The sequence below is a fragment of the Streptococcus danieliae genome (assembly GCF_009767945.1).
Classification (GTDB): Bacteria; Bacillota; Bacilli; order Lactobacillales; family Streptococcaceae; genus Streptococcus; species Streptococcus danieliae.
In genome coordinates, this window is sequence record NZ_WSRS01000103.1 from 1 (window position 1) to 5,477 (window position 5,477).

A 5,477-nucleotide genomic window follows, 5' to 3' on the forward strand; every position below is an offset into this window, starting at 1 on the left:
GACCCAGCGATCGAAACGTTAACAGAAAATGTGAAACGTACGGTTCGCTATGTGGATGAATCTGGTAAGGTTATTGCTGAGGAAGTTGTTGATACTCTAGAATTTACACGTACAGGAACGATTAACCTAGCTACCGGCGAAATTACTCTAGGTGAGTGGACACCTGCTACTGGCGATAGCTTTGACAATAAGAAATCACCAGTGGTTCCAGGATATGTCTTGAAAGATCCTAACCAAGCAGAAGCGGGAGCTCACACAGGTGTGAAAGCAACTGATGGTGACTATGTTGATTCAGTAGTTTATGTACCAGTTGGTAACTATGTTCCAGAATTCCCTCCAGGTGTAACTCCAGAGAAACCATGGACAGAAGTACCGTATGTAACAGATCCAAACAAACCAACGGATATTGTTCCACCTACTGATCCAAAACAACCTGCAATTCCATATGTACCAGGTTTGACTCCAGTAGATCCAGGAACGAAAGAACCGTTGAAACCAGTTGATCCACAAGATCCAACTAAGGGTTACATCCCTCCAGTTCCAACAACACCTACCGACAATACGAAGATTCCATATGTACGTAATATGTCGTCTGCACAATTTGTTTACCGTGTAGTAGGTCAAGATGGAATGACTGTTATTCGTGAACTTGAGAAATCTCCAGTTCTTGAAGGAGCAATTGGTGATCCAATCAATTACTCAACAACAGATACAATTACTAAATACAAACGCCTTGGTTATGTTCTCGTGAAAGATGGCTTTGTACCAGGTGGTCGCTTCACTCAAGATGGCGCTGTTTACCACGTTGACTTGAAAGAATTGATTATCCCTGTGACACCAGAGAAACCACAAGAACCAAACAAACCAACAGATCCAACAGATCCATATTCACCAGTTTACCCACCAATTGAAAACAAAGATATTGTGAAGTTGACTGAGGAAGTAAAACGTGACGTGAAATACTATGTTCGCGATACAAACGGAAACCTTACGAAGATTCCAGAAATGGAAATCCCAACTAAGGAAGATACACTTCGCTTCCGTCGTGAAGGAACTGTTAACCTTGTAACAGGCGAAAATACTCTGGGTGAGTGGGTTGCTCTAGATGGCACATCCTTCAGTGGTTATACATCACCAGTTTACAAAGATCATATCCTTGTAAATGCAGCAGATGTAGTGAAGGGTGCCCATGCAGGTATCACAGCAACATCAGCAGATATTCATGATGAAGTTGTCTATGCGAAACTTGCAAATTATGTCCCTGAATTCCCAGCGGATATGCCAGATAAGCCATGGTCAGAGGTACCATATACCAACGATCCAACAGATCCAGGTAAGATTGTTCCTCCTGAAAATCCAGCTCAACCAAATATCCCTTATGTACCAGGATTTGAGCCACAAATTCCGTTGAAACCAGTTGATCCACAAGATCCAACTAAGGGTTACATCCCTCCAGTTCCAGAGGATCCAACTAAGCCAACCGTTGTTCCTTATGCACGAATTGATAAAGCACAAATTATCTACCGTGAAGTGAAACAAGATGGCACTACAGTTGTCCGTGAACTTGAGAGTTCAGCGGTTATGGAAGGTACTCAATCACAAGTAATTAACTATGCAACAGCTGACACTATTGTTAAGTATGTGAAACTTGGTTATGAGCTTGTGAGAGATGGTTTCGTTTCAGGAACTCACTTCGACGGTAAGGACGGAGTAGATCTCTACTACGTAGACCTTAAGGCGAAGGTGATCCCTGTAACTCCAGAGAAACCAGTAGATCCTAATAAGCCAGTTGACCCAACTGATCCAAATACACCAAATTATCCAAATCCAGATAAGGATGATATCCTTAAATTGACGAAGGAAGTTAGCCGTGAGGTTCGTTACTATGTACGTGCAGAAGATGGAAGCTTGAAAGAGGTTCCAGCATCTGAAGCGCCAATGCACCGTGATGTACTCCGTTTCCGTCGTGAAGGAAGCATCAATCTGGTAACTGGTGAAACAACTCTTGGTGATTGGGTAGCACAAGATGGTACAGCATTTGGAAACTATAAGACTCCAGTCTATAAAGGTCATATCCTTGTAGATCCTTCTCAAGTGGAAGTAGGAGCTCATACAGGTATTACAGCTGATTCAGCAGATATCCTCGATCAAGTTATGTATGTTCCAATTGCGAACTATGTTCCAGAGTTCCCTCCAGGAGTAACTCCAGAGAATCCATGGACAGAACTACCATACACGAACGATCCAAACGATCCAAGTAAACTTGTTCCACCAACGGATCCAAGTCAACCAGCTATTCCACATATTCCAGGTTTGGTACCAGTTGATCCAGATACTCGTGAGCCATTGAAACCAGTTGATCCAAGTGATCCAACTAAAGGTTACATCCCACCAGTACCTAAAGATCCAACTAAACCAACTGCAGTTCCTTACGTTGAGGTTCCAAAACCTGAGCCTAAGCCAGAACCAAAACCTGAGCCTAAGCCAGAACCAAAACCTCAACCAAAACCTGCACCTCAACCAGAACCTGTAGCACCAGCTCAACCTGAGGCACCAGCGGCAGAACTTCCTGAAACTGGTACTGACGATGCTGCTGGAGCAACAGCTCTAGGTATTCTAGGTCTTCTAGCAGGATTTGGAATTGTCGGACGTCGTCGCAAAGACGAAGAATAGTCGACAGGTACATACTAGATAAGAGTATTTACAGTATGAGTAAAAGTGGGAAATCCCCTATGTTTGTTTAAATTATTTCCCCGCCCTCTCCTATTTTAGGAGAGGGTTTTTTCTTTGTGAAAATAGGTTTTAGTCATGGACTTTTCCGACTTTTTCCACTAAAATATAATATGTGATTCTTTTGACAAGTCAGAGGATTTTCAAAAGAAGAAAGGAGTTTTAATGTATGAAAAATGAACCGTTTACCAAAACTGTTCAACGCTTTTCTATTCGGAAATATTCTATTGGGGTAGCCTCTGTCTTTTTAGGATCTGTTCTGTTTGGATCTGGAACTGTCCAAGCTGAGGAAACTCAGAGTTTGGGAGATCAATCAAGCCTTAGGGGTTTGGAGAGGGGACAAGAGACTGGTGTTCAGCCACTAGTGGAGGAGTCAGCAGTGGTATATTCTGCGGCAGCTTCATTGGATGTCTCTGTGTCGGAGTCTTCGGATCTTCCGTCTCAAGCTGTAGCGGTTAAGGAAATACTGGAAGAGGAGTTTTCAACTGTTTCAGTGCTGGAGTCAGCGCCAGTTTTGAAAGAAGGTGCAATAGTTAAGACTGGGCCAGAAGGTCAGCAAACTTCTTCATCAGTGGAGGAGGAGGCTTCAGTGGTGCAGCCTCCTTCTAAGACAACTCAAGTAAGTTTAGAGAAAGAAGCAGTACCACAGAGTTCTTTAGGGCTGCGAATAGCCAATCCAGTAAGGGAGCGAGCAGCGCTTTTGGCAGCGGAAGTACCTTCGACTGGTCTTAAGGTTCCTATTGATTTGACTGTAAATGGTTTTACAGCGAATGTTCTTGATCCGAATTATATCGTGGAAATTTATGGCGGTACTTATTTTGATCGTTTTGCTAATAATGGCAATCAGGTCATTCTGCGTCAAATTGATTGGAATAAATTCAAAGGGACTGGCTTTTCAACCGAGTATAAACGGGAAGGGAATTCTGGGAATTACATGCTCTGGTTTGAGAATCCAGCTTTCTACAACAATATCGAGAGTATCAAGCTTAAGACGGATTCAATCTATAACGTTGACGAAGCGTTCACGCCAAGTAAGAACAATCAAGTATGGACAATTCCCGTTCTTAAGCGTTTTGTGAGTTTTCCGGATGATCCTAGTATGAGTTCCGATGCAACATCTTTCTCGGTAACGATTACCCTTAAAAATGGGAAGACCTTGTCGGAATTGGTTGGGAATCAAGCGGTCACTTTCGGCTCAACCTTTGTGAGCGGAGATAACTATGACTCTATCTTCAATATCAATCGTATTGTGCTGGATACCTTGAATGGAGCTTGGTTTGCGGCAGAGATGTCGAATTATGAAGCAGCCTTGGCGGATACAACTGTTGATAGTATATTTTCCGATACAAAAAATCAGAAGACGGAATCGTCCCAAACCCATCAAGAAATATCCGAATTATTACCAATCGTTACTGAGAATGGCCAAGTAACGGGTTTTAAGTTTATCACACGGTATGAGCTGGTTAAGGGTCGTAGTGTGTTAACCGAGCCGGCGGGAACTATCCCCTATATTGTTCAGAAACTTCCACAGGAATTAATGAACTTGGTGGACACGAATCAGGTCCATTTGTATGCGTCTAATGCTGGTGGAACAAGAACCAGTCAGGCCATTCCATTGGTTGTGAATCAGAGTGGCTTGGTTAATACCAAAGATACCCCAGCAATTAGCCTTGAAGGTGTCACTAGTCAGCAAGAAGCCGATAGCAAGCGGCAAAAATTGGTCCCTATTTTTACACCAATTATTGAGGAAGTAAAAATGCCAAGTGTAACCTTGAGTGGTTACTATGAGCCAGCCGCCTATACGATTGAATACAACTTACAAACACCGCTCAGCCGTGAGGCATTTGCGACTGTGATTGACGGAATTGCACAGAAAACAGGAGCGTCTGCCTTGGCTGAAACTTGGAAGGAACGTGGGGTCTATTCAGGTTCCAATCAAGCCACAGGCATTATGCGAAACACCTATTCTAACACCTACATGGATCGTAGCATCTTAAATGTTGAGAATAAATTGGTTGGAAGCATGCGGCAGGCAGACCTGTATGAGATTCACTATCTAAATACGGAAGTCCAAGTTGGAAAATCAGGACTGGCCCCACAAACAGGGCAAATCCCTCGAGGAACTTCCTTTAAAGTTCTGACAAATAATGCTTCACAAGTTACATTTGATAATCAGGGAACAGCGACTATTACGCTTCCAGAAACAGAGAGGTTAGGGGAAACAGTTTACACAGTTCTAGCAACCTATCCAGATGGTTCGACGGATCGTAAGGTTTTGACAGTTAATCGGATTTCAGCTACAAAAGAAGAGGCTGATAGTTATAATCCAAGTTATGATGGTGCTAGTGTTCAGGCTGGCGATCAAGTTGTCCTAACAGGTAAAGACTTGCCAGCAACTGCGACTTACAGTGTGACAGGTTCCGGCATGACGGTTGATAACCAGGGTCGTGTGACAGTTGTTGTTCCATCTGACGCGTCTACAGGTAGTTTGTCTGGAAGTGTAACAGTTCGTTACAATGATGGATCGCAAGATGTTGTTCCAGTAGCGGTTCAGGTGACTGCACGCCCAGAATCTGAGAGATACAACCCAAGCTATGAGTCCGCTAGTGTCCAAGCAGGTAATCAAGTTGTTCTGACTGGTAAAGACTTGCCAGCAACTGCGACTTACAGTGTGACAGGTTCCGGCATGACGGTTGATAACCAAGGTCGAGTGACAGTTGTTGTTCCATCTGACGCGTCTACAGGTA

Annotated in this window: 2 protein-coding genes; both read left to right on the top strand. The window is 43.5% G+C overall.

What is annotated here, in order from left to right:
• On the top strand, positions 1-2,673 hold a 2,673-nt coding region (locus E5983_RS08435), incomplete at its 5' end, for a mucin-binding protein (protein ID WP_202056664.1).
• A gap of 226 nt (positions 2,674-2,899) precedes the next feature.
• A partial coding sequence (locus E5983_RS08440) for a Rib/alpha-like domain-containing protein (RefSeq protein ID WP_160333406.1) occupies positions 2,900-5,477 on the top strand: 2,578 nt, incomplete at its 3' end.